This window comes from Vibrio sp. 1731 (assembly GCF_033339955.1).
GTDB lineage: Bacteria > Pseudomonadota > Gammaproteobacteria > Enterobacterales > Vibrionaceae > Vibrio > Vibrio alginolyticus.
Window position 1 is genome coordinate 1 of sequence record NZ_JAWOVO010000029.1, and the last position, 14,678, is coordinate 14,678.

A 14,678-nucleotide genomic window follows, 5' to 3' on the forward strand; every position below is an offset into this window, starting at 1 on the left:
GGTGGCTACGACGGGATTCGAACCTGTGACCCCATCATTATGAGTGATGTGCTCTAACCAGCTGAGCTACGTAGCCAAAACCATATTTTTTGTTCTCAACGCTTTGTTGCCTTGTCGTTGGGAACGGCGCGCATTATGCGAAGTTGAGTGAGATCCGTCAACAGTTTTTTTTAATAAATTTCGGAAAAAACCTCGTTCGCTTCCTTTTTAAACAAAGAGGCGTGTTTATGATCTAAAACTGGAAATAAATTAGCTTGCAGTTGCGTAATTTATTTTTGTTCATTTACTTAAGGTATTAAAAAAGCCAGCTTAACAGCTGGCTTTTAGTGTAAATGAAGTGTTTAGAATTCATTCATTTAATTAAACATTGAAGCGGAAGTGTACAACATCGCCATCTTTTACGATGTAGTCTTTACCTTCTAGACGCCATTTACCTGCGTCTTTTGCGCCATTTTCACCATTGAATTGGATGAAATCGTCGTAACCGACTACTTCTGCACGAATAAAGCCTTTCTCGAAGTCAGTGTGGATCTTACCTGCCGCCTGAGGCGCAGTTGCACCAACAGGGATTGTCCAAGCACGTACTTCTTTAACACCTGCTGTGAAGTAGGTGTGTAGAGTCAGTAGTTCGTAACCAGAGCGAATTACACGGTTCAGGCCCGGCTCTTCGATCCCCATATCTGCTAGGAATTCTTCGCGATCTTCATCTTCTAGTTCAGATAGTTCAGATTCGATAGCTGCACATACAGGTACAACGACATTGTTTTCTTTTTCTGCGAACTCACGAACCGCATCTAGATATGGGTTATTTTCGAAGCCATCTTCGTTTACGTTTGCAATGTACATAGTTGGCTTCAGTGTTAGGAAGTTTAGGTAGCCGATTGCTGCTAACTCTTCTTTAGATAGCTCAACTGTGCGTGCCATGCCGCCTTCAGTTAGTACTGGTAACAGTTTTTCTAGTACGGTTAGTTCAAATTTTGCGTCTTTATCGCCGCCTTTTGCCTTCTTCGCGTTACGTTGAATCGCTCGCTCACAAGAATCAAGGTCAGCCATTGCAAGTTCAAGGTTGATCACTTCGATATCTTCGATAGGTGAAACTTTACCTGAAACATGAACAATGTTTTCGTTTTCAAAACAACGTACAACGTGGCCAATCGCGTCTGTTTCACGGATGTTAGCTAGGAATTTGTTACCTAAACCTTCACCACGTGATGCACCAGCAACAAGACCAGCGATGTCCACGAACTCCATCGTCGTTGGAAGAACTCTCTGTGGGTTAACGATCTTAGCTAGTGCGTCTAGACGTAGATCTGGCACAGGAACCACACCAGTGTTTGGTTCAATGGTACAGAACGGGAAGTTTGCTGCTTCGATACCCGCTTTAGTTAGTGCGTTGAACAGAGTTGATTTACCTACGTTAGGTAGACCAACGATGCCACATTTAAAACCCATGATAGTAACCTTATTCAGCTTTGAACGTGTGGAGGCGATTTTGTGCTTTAGATAGGCCATCCTTAATCAGGATATCTAGACAACGAACAGCCTCATCAGCTGCTGCATCTAAAAGCTCTTGCTCTTTAGCTGGCGCTTTACCTAATACAAAACCCGCCACTTTATCTTTGTGTCCCGGATGACCAATGCCAATACGAAGACGATAAAAATCTTTGTTATTGCCCAGTTTGCTAATGGTGTCACGCAGACCGTTGTGTCCACCGTGCCCCCCACCTTTTTTAAACTTAGCGACACCTGGCGGTAAGTCTAGCTCGTCATGAGCGACCATGATCTCTTCAGGTTTAATTTGATAAAATTTCGCAAGCGCTGCGATCGATTTACCTGATAGATTCATGAAGGTGGTTGGGATAAGCAAACGGAGATCCTGGCCATTGACCATAATGCGTCCTGTTAGACCAAAAAACTTTGGTTCGTTCTTCAGTGTAACGTTGTGAACGCGTGCTAATTCTTCTACAACCCAAGCGCCCGCATTGTGACGAGTTCTGGCGTATTCTGGTCCTGGGTTAGCAAGACCAACAAGAAGTTTGATTTGTTGACTCAAGGTTAGGATCTCTCTGGAATCTCAAAAAGCGCAGTATGATAGCACAGAAAACTCGCGGTGGGCGACCAAGGGATTTTCTAGTTATCAGTACAAATAAAAAAACACCCCAAAGAGGGGTGCTTTTTAAATCAGTGTAACTGAAATGTTCGTATTAGTTGAACATTGCAGAGATTGACTCTTCATTGCTGATACGACGAATCGCTTCAGCCAGCATGCGAGATAGGCTTAGTGTTGTCACTTTACCTGTTGCAGCCATCTCTTTAGACAGAGAGATAGAGTCAGTTACTATAACTTGGTCAAGAACTGAGTTCTTGATGTTATCCGCAGCGTTGCCTGAGAATACTGCGTGAGTAGCGTAAGCGAATACACGCTTAGCACCGCGCTCTTTTAGTGCTTCAGCTGCTTTACATAGTGTGCCACCTGTGTCGATCATGTCATCAACGATCACACAGTCACGACCTTCAACATCACCGATTAGGTTCATTACTTCAGAAACGTTTGCACGTGGACGACGCTTATCTACGATTGCGATGTCGATGTCGCCTAGTGCTTTTGCTGTTGCACGAGCACGAACAACGCCACCTAGGTCAGGAGATACCACTACAGGGTTATCTAGACCGCGAGCCTGCATATCTTCAAGTAGCACTGGCGTGCCGAAGATGTTGTCTACAGGTACATCGAAGAAGCCTTGAATTTGCTCTGCGTGTAGGTCGATAGTTAGAACGCGGTCAACACCAACGTTAGATAGGAAATCAGCAACAACTTTTGCAGTAATTGGCACACGCGCAGAACGTACACGACGGTCTTGGCGAGCGTAGCCGAAGTAAGGGATAACTGCAGTGATACGGCCTGCTGAAGCACGGCGCATTGCATCAATCATAACAACCAATTCCATTAGGTTGTCGTTAGTCGGTGCACAAGTGGATTGAATGATGAAAACATCGCTACCACGAACATTCTCATTGATTTGAACTGCAACTTCGCCATCAGAAAAGCGAGAAACAGATGCATCACCAAGAGAGATGTAAAGACGATCAGCAATACGTTGGGCTAGTTCAGGTGTTGCGTTACCAGCAAATAGCTTCATATCAGGCACGGTGGAAACCTCGGGTTTGCGTCCAGTTTAAATAGGTCGGTGTGAGGCTGATTGGTATTCAGCCAAAGTCTCTTTTAATGGCGAAATATTGCGCCCTTGAGCGACAAATGCCGAGACTTTATCAGAGAGTTGTGCAAGGATAGTTTCTGCTTCAGATTTGCTCGAAAATTCAGCAAAAACGCAAGATCCTGTCCCCGTCAATCTTGACGGCGCGTATTGTAGCAGCCAAGAAAGTTGCTTATCAACCTCTGGGTAGAGCATTCGTACAATTTTTTCGCAATCGTTTACGCTTGGCGTATTTAAAAGTGTTTCTAGATCTCGTTTTGGGGTGTTTCGCGTTAGATCTGGATGACAAAAAACGTCGACGGTTGCGATAGATACATTCGGTCTGACGACTAAATACCACTTTTCTTCGGGATAAGCAGGAGAGAGTTTTTCACCAACACCTTCAGCAAAAGCTGCAAATCCGCGCACAAATACGGGCACGTCTGCGCCTAGTTTTAAACCTATTTCAGCCAGTTCGTCGTCAGTTAGATTCAGTTGCCATAAGTAATTCAGTGCCACTAATGCTGTAGCTGCATTCGATGAGCCCCCACCAATGCCTCCACCCATAGGCAGCACTTTCTGTAGCTCAATATGCGCGCCAAAAGGGCAGTTTGAGTAAGCTTGAAGCGCGGTTGCTGCTTTCCAAATTAAATTGTCTTGAAGAGGCACACCTTCTATCTCTGGAGAAATCGTAATATCACCAGAATGGTTCGCTTGAATGGTGAGCTCATCGCCGTGATCGACGAATTGGAATAAGGTTTGTAACTCGTGGTAGCCATTCTCTGTACGGCCGTTGATATATAGAAAGAGATTCAATTTCGCTGGTGATGGCCAGCGTGTTGAAAGTTCAATCATTGGGTGATGTTCCATTTTGTGATCACTAGATTTATTTTGACATCAGCTGTGGTGAGTTTCAGCTTATTTGGCAGAGGGAGAGACTGTTCATGCCATTGAACGTCGCCATATCGTTGATAAGCGATACTCCAATCATTTAAACCAATTTGTTTGTTTAACGCTTGCAGTGTATTGGTTGGAGACAGTTGGAATTTGTCGGCATCGGTCGGTAGACCTAATAGCCAGTCAGGCATGTGATCGACGGGCATCATCAACCCTGTAAGACGGTAAATCAGCTGGTTAGCACTGCGAGAAGAAAGGACCTGATCATCGTAAGTTTCTACTGTGGCGCCTTGTGGGGTGATGGTGAGCTTTAATGCCGTTTGTCCGAGAATCGTTGTTAAACGCAACTGGCTTAGTGCTGAAGAATGTTTCCAGTAGAAGTTTAAATTTTGTCTTTGGTCTGGGCCAATATAACCAAGTTTCCCCGTTGCTTGAAAATCTTGGATGGTTTCGAGTCGCTGCTCATGAGCTTGCCATTCAACGCTGGTAACACTTTCAGGAACGGACGAACAACCAGCGAGCAGTAAGCTCGACAAGAAAAAAAGAATAAAGGAGCGTAACGTCATGTTTGATGGCTTATTAATCAGTTTCATCGGGAATCGCTCACAACTATAGCATTGAAAAGTCGCACTTAGGAAAACAAATCCGGCTTACCCTTTCAATAAATGCGTGCTTACAGTAAAATTCTGGACCTATTTTATAACCTATCCCAGAGATACCACGTTAGATGTCCTTGCTTGCTATTGGAATTAATCACAATACAGCGTCTGTCGACTTGCGAGAGAAGGTGGCGTTTGGTCCGGATAAACTCGGCCCTGCACTCGAGCAACTTAGAGAGCACGAAGCGGTTAACGGCAGTGTGATTGTTTCAACCTGTAACCGAACTGAGTTGTACTGCGATGTTAAGCAAGGAGCGCGAAACAAGTTGATCGATTGGCTTGCTCAATTTCATCAAGTGAGCCGCGAAGATTTAATGCCGAGTTTGTATGTTCATGAAGAACAAGCTGCAATAAAGCATTTGATGCGCGTATCGTGCGGTCTTGACTCTCTGGTGTTGGGTGAGCCTCAAATTTTAGGGCAGGTAAAGCAAGCATTTTCTGACTCGCGAGATCATCAAGCCGTCGATGCCTCGATTGATAAACTGTTTCAAAAGACGTTCTCAGTCGCCAAACGGGTGAGAACAGAGACAGATATTGGTGGTAATGCCGTGTCCGTGGCTTATGCGGCATGTACACTGGCAAAACATATTTTTGAGTCGTTATCAGATTCAACCGTGCTTTTAGTTGGTGCGGGTGAGACGATTGAATTGGTCGCGAAGCATTTAGCGTCCAACGGTTGCACAAAAATGATTGTCGCGAACCGCACTAAAGAGCGCGCGCAAGGCTTAGCGGACCAATTTGGCGCAGAAGTGATCAGTTTGAACGAAATTCCTGAACATTTGGCGAAAGCGGATATTGTGATTAGCTCAACGGCGAGCCCATTGCCTATTATTGGCAAAGGTATGGTCGAAACGGCTCTAAAGCAGCGCCGACATCAACCTATCTTGTTAGTCGATATTGCGGTGCCGCGAGATGTAGAGTCGGAAGTCGGTGAACTGAACGACGCATATCTGTATTCTGTTGATGACTTGCAATCTATCATCGACAGCAACATTGAGCAGCGTAAAGTCGAAGCGATTCAAGCTGAAGCGATTGTTAGTGAAGAAAGCGCTGCGTTTATGACATGGTTGCGTTCACTGCAAGCCGTCGATAGTATTCGCGACTATCGCAAATCAGCCAACGAAATTCGTGAAGAGTTACTGAGCAAAAGTTTGCAATCTTTAGCGGCAGGCGCAGATCCGGAGAAAGTGCTGCGCGAGCTGAGTAATAAACTCACCAACAAACTGATTCACGCTCCAACTCGCGCATTGCAAAGTGCAGCAGAGCAAGGCGAACCAGCAAAATTAACGATTATCCGCCAAACACTTGGCTTGGATGATCTATAACTCACGCTTTTTATTAAGAAAACGACACTATGAAAGCCTCTATTCTGACTAAGCTAGAAACGCTAGTAGAACGTTACGAAGAAGTTCAACATCTTCTTGGTGATCCTGATGTAATTGGAAATCAGGACAAATTCCGTGCTCTATCAAGAGAGTACTCTCAGCTAGAAGAAGTAACCAAGTGCTTCCAAGCTTATCAACAAGCACAAGAAGATCTTGTCGCCGCTGAAGAGATGGCAAACGAAGACGATGAAGAAATGCGTGAAATGGCGCAAGAAGAAATCAAAGAAGCGAAAGCGACGATTGAGCGTCTTACTGATGAGTTACAGATTCTTCTTCTGCCAAAAGATCCGAACGATGATCGTAACTGTTTCCTAGAAATTCGTGCAGGTGCGGGTGGCGACGAAGCGGGTATCTTCGCGGGTGATCTATTCCGTATGTACAGCAAGTACGCAGAAAAGCGTGGCTGGCGCATCGAAGTCATGTCTTCAAACGAGGCAGAGCACGGTGGTTACAAAGAGATGATCGCGAAAGTAAGCGGCGACGGTGCGTACGGCGTGTTGAAATTTGAGTCAGGCGGTCACCGTGTACAGCGTGTTCCAGCAACAGAGTCTCAAGGTCGTGTGCATACTTCTGCTTGTACAGTAGCAGTAATGGCGGAAATCCCTGAAGCGGATCTGCCAGAAATCAAAGCAGCAGACCTGAAAATCGATACGTTCCGTGCATCTGGCGCGGGTGGTCAGCACGTTAACACCACGGATTCTGCAATCCGTATTACCCACTTACCAACGGGTACGGTAGTAGAGTGTCAGGATGAGCGTTCACAGCACAAGAACAAAGCGAAAGCAATGGCGGTTCTTGCTGCTCGTATCGTTCAAGCGGAAGAAGAGCGTCGTGCCGCAGAAGTGTCTGATACACGTCGTAACCTTCTAGGTTCTGGTGACCGTAGTGACCGTATTCGTACATACAACTACCCACAAGGTCGTGTGTCTGATCACCGTATCAACCTGACCATCTATCGTTTGAACGAAGTGATGGAAGGTGACCTGCAGAGCTTGATTGATCCTGTGATTCAAGAGCACCAAGCAGACCAACTTGCGGCGCTCGCAGAGAACGGCTAATCGATGAGCCAAGTTCAATCGATTGAGCAAGCACTGAAAAGTGCGACGGCGAAACTGGCAGAAGGCGGCAAAGAGTCGCCTTCTCTCGATGCAGCTGTACTCCTTTGCCATGTCCTTGGCAAACCACGAACTTACCTGCTGACCTGGCCAGAAAAAGCGTTAGAAGCAGAGCAAAAATCTCAGTTTGATGCTCTACTTGAACGACGTTTAACTGGTGAACCCGTCGCTTATATTATTGGTGAGCGAGAGTTTTGGTCTTTACCGTTTAAAGTTTCTCCTTCTACCCTGATACCTAGACCGGATACAGAACGTTTGGTCGAGGTTGCACTCGATAAGACCTACGAGCAAACTGGGCCTATTTTAGATCTTGGAACGGGGACGGGGGCAATTGCTATCGCACTCGCATCTGAAATGCCAAAACGTCAAGTGATGGGCGTAGACCTTAAGCAAGAAGCGAAAGCACTTGCAGAGTACAATGCTGAGCAGCTAAACATCAAAAATGTGACCTTTGCTCAAGGCAGTTGGTTTGAGCCTATTACAGAAGGTACGAAGTTTGCTTTAATTGTCTCCAACCCGCCATATATTGATGAAAAAGATCCACATTTATCCCAAGGTGATGTGCGCTTTGAGCCAAAATCTGCATTAGTTGCTAAAGAGAATGGCTTAGCTGATATTCGTCATATCTCGGATCTTGCTCGTCAGCATCTTGAAGTGGGCGGTTGGCTGGCATTTGAACATGGTTATGATCAAGGTGAGGCGGTGCGTGAGATAATGCGTGGCTTTGGTTACCAACAGGTCGCTACGGAAAAAGATTATGGCGGTAACGATCGAGTAACGCTTGGTTGTCTGGCCAGTTAATCATGGAAGTCAGCAAACACTAACTAAAAAGAGAAGAAAAATGTACGTAGCTCTAAAACACATACACTTAGTGACGATCGCTCTCAGTGCGACGCTACTATCGATCCGATTCGTGTTAATGATGATGAACTCACCGAAGCGAAATAATCGCTTTTTGAAAGTGTTTCCCCACATCGTTGATACTGCATTGCTAGTGTCAGGTATCGCGCTTATTTTCATTACGGGTTTCATCCCGTTTACCGATGCCGCACCGTGGTTAACAAACAAAATCACCTGCGTACTGGCGTACATTGCGCTTGGATTCTTCTCATTGAAACTTGCGAAAAACAACCTACTGAAGATATTTGGCTTTTTCGGCGCATTAGGTTGGTTGGTCATGGCTGCAAACATTGCTGTGTCTAAGAGCCCTACGTTATTTGGATAGACGTCATGTTAGAGTTTTTTGACGAAGATTTTGACAATATACCGTTGGTGGAAGGTGCGCTTGAGCTAAACAAAGCGATTAACCCAGAAACCAAAGTACATTGGGCGAAACAAGAGTTAGAGCGTCTTTACAAAGATGCAGAAGCCACGCTTGTTCATGAAACCGATGAAGAGCAACGATTTGATGCATTCCTACGACTGTTTTTCCACGAGTGGGGATTCAAAGGCGACGAGCAGGAATACTTTATTTCGGACAACAGCTTCATCGATAAAGTGTTGGAGCGCAGAAAAGGTATTCCTGTGAGCTTAGGTTCGATTTTGTTATACCTAGGCAAAAAGCTGGGGTTCCCGTTGAAGGGAGTTACTTTCCCTACTCAGTTCCTGTTAAAAGTCGACTGGATGCATAAGAAGCCAGACTACATCAACCCATTTAATGGTGAGTATGTAGGTGAAAGGATTCTTCAAGCTTGGCTTATTGGCCAGGAAGGACCGCTAGCTCAGCTAAAGCCTGAACATTTTGAGGAAGCTGACAACCCAACAATTATTGGTCGCTGGTTGGCATTGATTAAAAGTGCGATGTTGCGTGAAGAGCATTATACGCTGGCATTACGTTGTACAAATCTTGCTCTAACGTTTGTGCCAGATGACCCATACGAAATTCGTGACCGTGGTTTTATTTTCCAACAGCTAGAGTGCCCTCAAGTAGCGGTATCAGATTTTCAGTACTTTATTGACCAATGCCCTGACGATCCGGCTTCCGAGCTACTAAAATCACAAGTTAATGTGATGAGTGAAACGCACGTCACACTTCACTAATTTTATCGATGTGCCGAACGGTGGCGTATCGTGGACAGAAAAAGAGAATCAAAATGGAACAGAAAATCGTTAATATCGGCGACATTCAGGTTGCTAACGACAAGCCATTCACCCTATTTGCAGGTATGAACGTTCTTGAGTCTCGTGATCTTGCGATGCAGATCTGTGAGCACTACGTAAAAGTAACGGAAAAACTTGGTATTCCTTACGTATTTAAGGCGTCGTTTGACAAAGCAAACCGCAGTTCTGTTCATTCATACCGTGGTCCAGGTCTGGAAGAAGGTATGAAAATCTTTCAGGAGCTGAAAGACACTTTTGGTGTAAAGATCATCACGGACGTTCACACTGAAGCGCAAGCTCAACCTGTCGCTGACGTGGTAGACGTTATTCAGCTTCCTGCATTCCTAGCTCGTCAAACTGACCTTGTTGAAGCTATGGCCAAAACAGGTGCGGTTATCAACGTGAAGAAACCTCAATTTATGAGCCCTGGTCAAGTGGGTAACATCGTTGAGAAGTTCGCAGAATGCGGTAACGACAAGATCATCCTATGTGAGCGCGGTTCTTGCCACGGTTACGATAACCTAGTTGTAGATATGCTTGGTTTTGGTGTGATGAAAAATGCTTCAAAAGGTAGCCCAATCATCTTTGACGTAACGCACTCACTACAAATGCGTGACCCATCAGGCGCAGCATCTGGCGGCCGTCGTGAGCAGACAGTTGAGCTTGCAAAAGCGGGTCTAGCGACAGGCATCGCAGGTCTATTTATCGAAGCGCACCCAAACCCAGACCAAGCGCGTTGTGATGGCCCATCTGCACTGCCTCTAGACAAGTTAGAGCCATTCTTAGCACAAATGAAATCGCTTGATGATCTGATCAAGAGCTTTGCAGATATCGATATCAAGTAAACGCCAGATGACTGGTGGTAACAAATACCATAGCCAACCGAGTGTTGGCTATTTTTTTATCTGAAAAGCCGTGAATTCTCAAACTTGTTACTGATGAATTTGTTATTGCCAAACAATGCATCATAATTATTAAATCAATGTGTTAGGGGGCACGTGGTTTTCAAATAGATCGAATGCTTAAAATGTGCTTCAGTAATCCCAATAAGAAAAAGGTAAATAAATGAATCAGCGTCTGATGATCAAAACTGTTTTGAGTGCCGCTATCTTGGCCTCGTTAGCTGGGTGTGCTACGCAACCTGCACCAGAATGGAATGCCGATACAACCTATAAATTGACCGTGTTGCACACTAACGATCATCATGGTCGCTTTTGGCAAAATCGATACGGTGAATATGGCATGGCGGCGCGTAAAACGTTAATCGATGATTTGCGCGAAGAAATACAGGCTGAGGGGGGCAGCGTGTTACTGCTTTCTGGTGGTGACATCAACACAGGAGTACCTGAGTCTGATTTACAAGATGCCGAGCCGGATTTTAAAGGCATGAGCAAAATTGGTTACGATGCGATGGCTCTAGGTAATCATGAGTTTGATAATCCATTGGACGTGCTATTCAAGCAGCAAGAGTGGGCAAACTTTCCGATGTTGTCTGCCAATATTTACGATAAAAATACTGGCAAGCGTTTATTCCAACCATACGCGATGTTTAACAAGCAGGGCATTAAAATTGCGGTCATTGGTCTTACAACCGAAGACACAGCGAAACTTGGCAACCCTGAATTCATTGAACAAATTGACTTCCGTGACCCAAAAGAAGAAGCCAAGAAGCTGATTGCAGAACTGAAAGAAACAGAGTATCCAGATCTGATTTTTGCTGTCACGCATATGGGACACTATGAAAATGGTAATAGAGGCATCAATGCTCCTGGCGATGTGGCGTTAGCTCGTTATTTGAATGACGGCGATCTCGACATGATCGTTGGAGGACACTCACAAGAACCTGTGTGCATGGAAGGTCCAAACGTTATCAAAAAGAACTTTAAACCAGGTGATGAATGTCAGCCCGATAAACAAAATGGTACCTTTATTGTTCAGGCACATGAGTGGGGGAAATATGTGGGACGCGCCGATTACGAGTTTCGTAATGGCGAACTCTCGATGGTGAGCTACGATCTAATCCCTGTAAACTTGAAAAAGAAAGTTAAAGTTGATGGTCAGTCGCAACGAGTCTTGATCCAAGAAGAGATTAAACAAGACGAAATGATGCTTGAGTTTCTTCGTCCTTATCAAGAAAAAGGTCAGGGCAAACTAAACGTGAAGATTGCAGAATCTAACGGTAAGCTTGAGGGTGACCGCAATGTGGTTCGTTACCAGCAAACAAACTTAGGCCGATTAATTGCAACGGCTCACATGGAACGTGCGAAAGCAGATTTCGCCGTAATGAATTCTGGTGGTGTTCGAGATTCGATTGCTGCGGGTGATATTACTTATAAAGACGTGCTCACTGTTCAGCCATTTGGCAATATGGTTTCTTACGTTGATATGACGGGTAAAGAGGTATTAGATTATCTAAATGTCGTTGCAACTAAGCCTGTTGACTCTGGTGCTTATGCACAGTTTGCCGGCATTGCGATGAGTATCAATAATGGTGAGGTAACCAATGTGTTTATTGGTAATAAGCAACTTCGCTTAGATGGTAATTACCGCTTTACCGTACCAAGCTATAATGCTGCTGGTGGAGATGGTTACCCTAAAATCGACGATCATCCAGGGTATGTAAATACAGGTTTTACCGATGCTGAGGTTTTGAAGGATTATTTAGAAACACATAGCCCTATTGATGTTAATGAGTATGCCCCTTCAGGTGAAATCACGTATTTAGTTGATACGGCGATTGATCAGTAACCCAACAGAGAAAAAGCGATTGACTCAAACTCGCTGATATCATTAACTAAAAGCGCAGATCCAATTCAATCTGCGCTTTTTGTTTTTATGAGGAGAATCTTGATGACTCCGGCCATTAATCTTGCGAAAAAGAAAAAAATTCCACACACGATTCATCAGTATGAGCATGACCCTAGAGCCGATAGTTATGGCTTGGAGGCTGCTGAAGTACTGGGGCAGGATCCGAAAACAGTATTTAAAACCTTGCTGTTCTGCTTGAACGGGGAGCCAAAGAACCTTGCGGTTGCGATTATCCCTGTTGACCAAAAGCTGAACCTAAAACTGGCGGCGAAAGCAGCGAAGGGCAAAAAGGCCGATATGGCTGATCCGGAAATCGCCCAAAAGACCACAGGTTATGTCGTTGGTGGAATTAGCCCACTAGGGCAGAAGAAAGCCTTACCTACTTTTTTGCACGAAAGCGCAGCAGAGCAAGACAAAATCTGTGTGAGTGCTGGTAAACGTGGTTTAGAAATTGAGTTAGCCCCGAGAGATTTGCTGAGCTTAACTCGTGGTCAGTTTGCACCTCTTTGTTTGTAAACTCATGACAAATAAAAAGGACGCTCATGAGCGTCCTTTTTTGATCTTGCCTGTCAGTGAAGCGTTACTTCTTCAGACTCAATGTACCACCAGTGCGTTTAGCTGGTTTGCTTGGTTTCGCGGCATTTGGGTTCATGTAATGCTGCTTAGGCTTACTCAGTGATTGAGGCTTGTTTGCTGAATGCGTATTGCTCGATGCATCTGGTTTACGGTGCGATTTACCATGCTCGCCTTGCGGTCTGCTGCGTTCACCTTGTGATTTCGCTTTGTAATGTTCTTTAGCTGGACGTCCGCCTTCATCATCACGCTGACGACGCTTTTGTTGACCTTTTTTCGAGTTTGGTGCATGACGGAATTCATCAGCATTGTTACCGCGGAAAGTTCGTGTCTTCTGGTTACGACGAGCAGTAGAATCTTGGTTTTCTTCACGGCTATCAAACAGCTTCGCGTCGGTCGCTTTACGAATGTTGCGACCTCTAGGGTCTGTTTTTGATGCTTCTTCTGTACCTACCGAGCCTTCACACATTGCTAGGATCTCTGCCACTTCTTCGTCACTTAGATAACGCCATTTCCCATTGGGAATACCATCAAGAGAGATATTCATGATGCGTACGCGACGCAGCTTGAAGACTTCATAGCCCAGCGCTTCACACATGCGACGGATCTGACGGTTAAGTCCTTGAGTGAGCACAATACGGAAAGAGAATTTAGTTTCTTTCGTTACCTTACAAGGTAGGGTGACTGTGTCGAGAATCTTAACGCCACTCGACATCTGTTTGAGAAACTCGCCTGTAATTGGCTTGTCCACGCGTACGACGTACTCTTTTTCGTGGCTGTTGCCTGCGCGAAGGATTTTGTTCACGATGTCGCCATCGTTGGTCAAAAAGATCAGACCATCAGAGGGTTTGTCTAAGCGGCCGATCGGAAAGATACGTTTTTGGTGGCCGATGAAATCAACGATGTTTCCAGGGACGTCTCTCTCAGTTGTACAGGTGATGCCTGTTGGTTTATTGAGAGCGATATAAATCGGCTTCTCTTTTGCTGCCACTGGCTTACCATCCACACAAACATCATCACCAGGTAGCACTTTTGTCCCCATTTCAGGTTTGTTGCCATTAATGGTGACACGGCCTTGCTCAATCAGTCTGTCTGCTTCACGGCGTGAGCAAAACCCCGTTTCACTGATGAATTTATTTAATCGTTTAGCGTTGTCTTGTGACATTTTTGTCTCCTAACGTTTCACAACGGCGAATGAAGCTCCCTTCCTTTAAGGGGAAGGAAGAATAAGGGCGGGCATTCTAGCATTAGGGTGAAATTTAGCCTAACCGTTTTTGGTGACGTTCGCGGGTTTCTAATTTCTTTTCCGCACTTTTTCTAAGTAGGACGTAAACGGCTCCAGTTCCACCGTGAAAGCGTTGCGCACTATGGACGCATTGGACTTCCTTTATTTGTCGTAGCCAACTGCTAACAAAGCTTTTCATCATTGCAGGTGGATTTGAGCGTTCTCCTCGACCATGGACGATAACGACCGTTCTAATGTCCATTGATAGGCATTGCTTTAAAAACGTCACGACTTCATCACGTGCTTCTTTCAATGTTTTACGGTGCAAATCCAAGCGAGCTTGGATTGGATACTTACCAAGGCGAAGTTTGCGGTAAACCCCGTCCTGTACACCATCACGTTTGAACTCAACAAAGTCCTCTGGCTTGAGCATTTCAGCGTGATCAAGTGATAGGTATTCTGGGTCATCTTCCGTTAACCAGATTGCTGCTTCGCGTTTTGCGAGCTGTGCTTCTGTTACTTGGTGTACTTTTTTGTGTTCGGTGGTGTCTTGAGTGATTGGCTTTACATCGCCCATCATCTGTTGAAATAGATCAAAATCGTCGTCGTGAGACATAGCAGTAATCTCATTAAGAACAGGGAAGAATAATAGGATTATATCAATGAGTGGTGCATTGAGATCAAATAAAAAACCGGAGTAGGCAAGTAACCGACTCCGGTGC

Annotated in this window: 15 protein-coding genes and 1 tRNA gene; 8 read left to right on the forward strand and 8 right to left on the reverse strand. The window is 45.1% G+C overall.

Features of this window, described 5'->3' with window-relative positions; all coding sequences use genetic code 11:
• Window positions 1-2 precede the first annotated feature (2 nt).
• The 6 genes from R7035_RS22490 to lolB form a co-directional block, all read right to left on the reverse strand.
• Window positions 3-76 (reverse strand) — tRNA-Met (locus R7035_RS22490).
• A 284-nt stretch (window positions 77-360) separates the two neighbouring features.
• The gene (gene ychF, locus R7035_RS22495) at window positions 361-1,452 is read right to left on the reverse strand and encodes a redox-regulated ATPase YchF (RefSeq protein ID WP_005393178.1); all 1,092 of its coding nucleotides are present in this window, start codon (window positions 1,450-1,452) and stop codon (window positions 361-363) included.
• Window positions 1,453-1,462: 10 nt separating this feature from the next.
• A complete protein-coding gene (gene pth, locus R7035_RS22500) occupies window positions 1,463-2,053 on the reverse strand; it encodes an aminoacyl-tRNA hydrolase (protein WP_005384112.1) in 591 nt (196 codons plus the stop codon).
• A gap of 151 nt (window positions 2,054-2,204) precedes the next feature.
• Window positions 2,205-3,149 carry a ribose-phosphate pyrophosphokinase gene (locus R7035_RS22505; RefSeq protein ID WP_005393176.1) on the reverse strand — a complete coding sequence of 315 codons (945 nt, stop codon included), beginning with the start codon at window positions 3,147-3,149 and terminating at the stop codon, window positions 2,205-2,207.
• 27 nt (window positions 3,150-3,176) lie between these two features.
• Entirely contained in the window at window positions 3,177-4,049 is an 873-nt protein-coding gene (gene ispE / locus R7035_RS22510) for a 4-(cytidine 5'-diphospho)-2-C-methyl-D-erythritol kinase (RefSeq protein WP_005384108.1), read from the reverse strand.
• Window positions 4,046-4,684, reverse strand: a complete 639-nt coding sequence (gene lolB / locus R7035_RS22515; RefSeq protein ID WP_017634843.1) for a lipoprotein insertase outer membrane protein LolB — start codon at window positions 4,682-4,684, stop codon at window positions 4,046-4,048. Before lolB ends, ispE begins: the two co-directional genes overlap by 4 nt.
• 134 nt (window positions 4,685-4,818) lie before the next feature.
• Here lolB and hemA point away from each other — a divergent pair, with 134 nt between their 5' ends.
• The 8 genes from hemA to ybaK all read left to right on the forward strand — a co-directional run bounded on the left by hemA (window position 4,819) and on the right by ybaK (window position 12,674).
• Window positions 4,819-6,075: a glutamyl-tRNA reductase gene (hemA, locus tag R7035_RS22520; protein WP_005384104.1), complete on the forward strand. Its 1,257-nt coding sequence runs from the start codon at window positions 4,819-4,821 to the stop codon at window positions 6,073-6,075.
• Between the two features lie 29 nt (window positions 6,076-6,104).
• Window positions 6,105-7,193 carry a peptide chain release factor 1 gene (gene prfA, locus R7035_RS22525; protein WP_005382222.1) on the forward strand — a complete coding sequence of 363 codons (1,089 nt, stop codon included), beginning with the start codon at window positions 6,105-6,107 and terminating at the stop codon, window positions 7,191-7,193.
• Between the two features lie 3 nt (window positions 7,194-7,196).
• Entirely contained in the window at window positions 7,197-8,051 is an 855-nt protein-coding gene (gene prmC, locus R7035_RS22530) for a peptide chain release factor N(5)-glutamine methyltransferase (RefSeq protein WP_169629013.1), read from the forward strand.
• Between the two features lie 40 nt (window positions 8,052-8,091).
• Window positions 8,092-8,475 (forward strand): SirB2 family protein, encoded by a 384-nt coding sequence (locus R7035_RS22535; RefSeq protein WP_005382225.1) that lies wholly within the window; start codon window positions 8,092-8,094, stop codon window positions 8,473-8,475.
• A 5-nt stretch (window positions 8,476-8,480) separates the two neighbouring features.
• Complete coding sequence (locus tag R7035_RS22540) at window positions 8,481-9,290, forward strand: SirB1 family protein (protein ID WP_005384098.1); 810 nt, start codon at window positions 8,481-8,483, stop codon at window positions 9,288-9,290.
• Window positions 9,291-9,343: 53 nt separating this feature from the next.
• Window positions 9,344-10,195, forward strand: coding sequence for a 3-deoxy-8-phosphooctulonate synthase (gene kdsA, locus R7035_RS22545; protein WP_005384095.1), 852 nt, complete (start codon window positions 9,344-9,346; stop codon window positions 10,193-10,195).
• A 220-nt stretch (window positions 10,196-10,415) separates the two neighbouring features.
• Window positions 10,416-12,098, forward strand: a complete 1,683-nt coding sequence (ushA, locus tag R7035_RS22550) for a bifunctional UDP-sugar hydrolase/5'-nucleotidase UshA (RefSeq protein ID WP_132937040.1) — start codon at window positions 10,416-10,418, stop codon at window positions 12,096-12,098.
• Between the two features lie 102 nt (window positions 12,099-12,200).
• Window positions 12,201-12,674 carry a Cys-tRNA(Pro) deacylase gene (gene ybaK, locus R7035_RS22555; protein ID WP_005384092.1) on the forward strand — a complete coding sequence of 158 codons (474 nt, stop codon included), beginning with the start codon at window positions 12,201-12,203 and terminating at the stop codon, window positions 12,672-12,674.
• A 64-nt stretch (window positions 12,675-12,738) separates the two neighbouring features.
• Here ybaK and rluF read toward each other — a convergent pair whose 3' ends face one another.
• Together rluF and smrA are read right to left on the reverse strand one after the other, a co-directional pair.
• On the reverse strand, window positions 12,739-13,896 hold the full coding sequence (gene rluF, locus R7035_RS22560; RefSeq protein ID WP_262652238.1) for a 23S rRNA pseudouridine(2604) synthase RluF: 1,158 nt from the start codon (window positions 13,894-13,896) through the stop codon (window positions 12,739-12,741).
• A 94-nt stretch (window positions 13,897-13,990) separates the two neighbouring features.
• Window positions 13,991-14,572, reverse strand: a complete 582-nt coding sequence (smrA, locus tag R7035_RS22565; protein WP_005382233.1) for a DNA endonuclease SmrA — start codon at window positions 14,570-14,572, stop codon at window positions 13,991-13,993.
• Window positions 14,573-14,678 lie beyond the last annotated feature (106 nt).